Source organism: Streptomyces sp. P9(2023), assembly GCF_032436795.1.
In the GTDB taxonomy this organism is placed as follows: domain Bacteria; phylum Actinomycetota; class Actinomycetes; order Streptomycetales; family Streptomycetaceae; genus Streptomyces.
On the sequence record NZ_JAUPWM010000863.1, the window covers coordinates 1 to 235 of the forward strand.

Here is a 235-nt window from a genome sequence, read left to right on the forward strand (position 1 = left end):
GAAGGCTCCACCACGCCCGAGCCAGGCCGACAACGGAATGTCTAGGCCGGTGACGTGGCCATCAGCGAGCGGACCGTCGAGCGTCACCCGGGTGGTGATAGCGGTTCCGCCGCCCCCCGCCGGGCCAAGCAGTACCGGCGCAAGCCGCAGCCGGGCACCGCCTGCCTGATAGGGCGCAAGTGTCGCCGATCCGGTCAGCGGCGCACCGGGCACCGCCTGCCGCAGGCTCATCACC

1 protein-coding gene is annotated in these 235 nt (G+C 72.3%); it reads right to left on the reverse strand.

Features of this window, described 5'->3' with window-relative positions; translation table 11 throughout:
* A partial coding sequence (locus Q5762_RS39710; protein ID WP_315897182.1) for a hypothetical protein occupies positions 1-235 on the reverse strand: 235 nt, incomplete at both ends.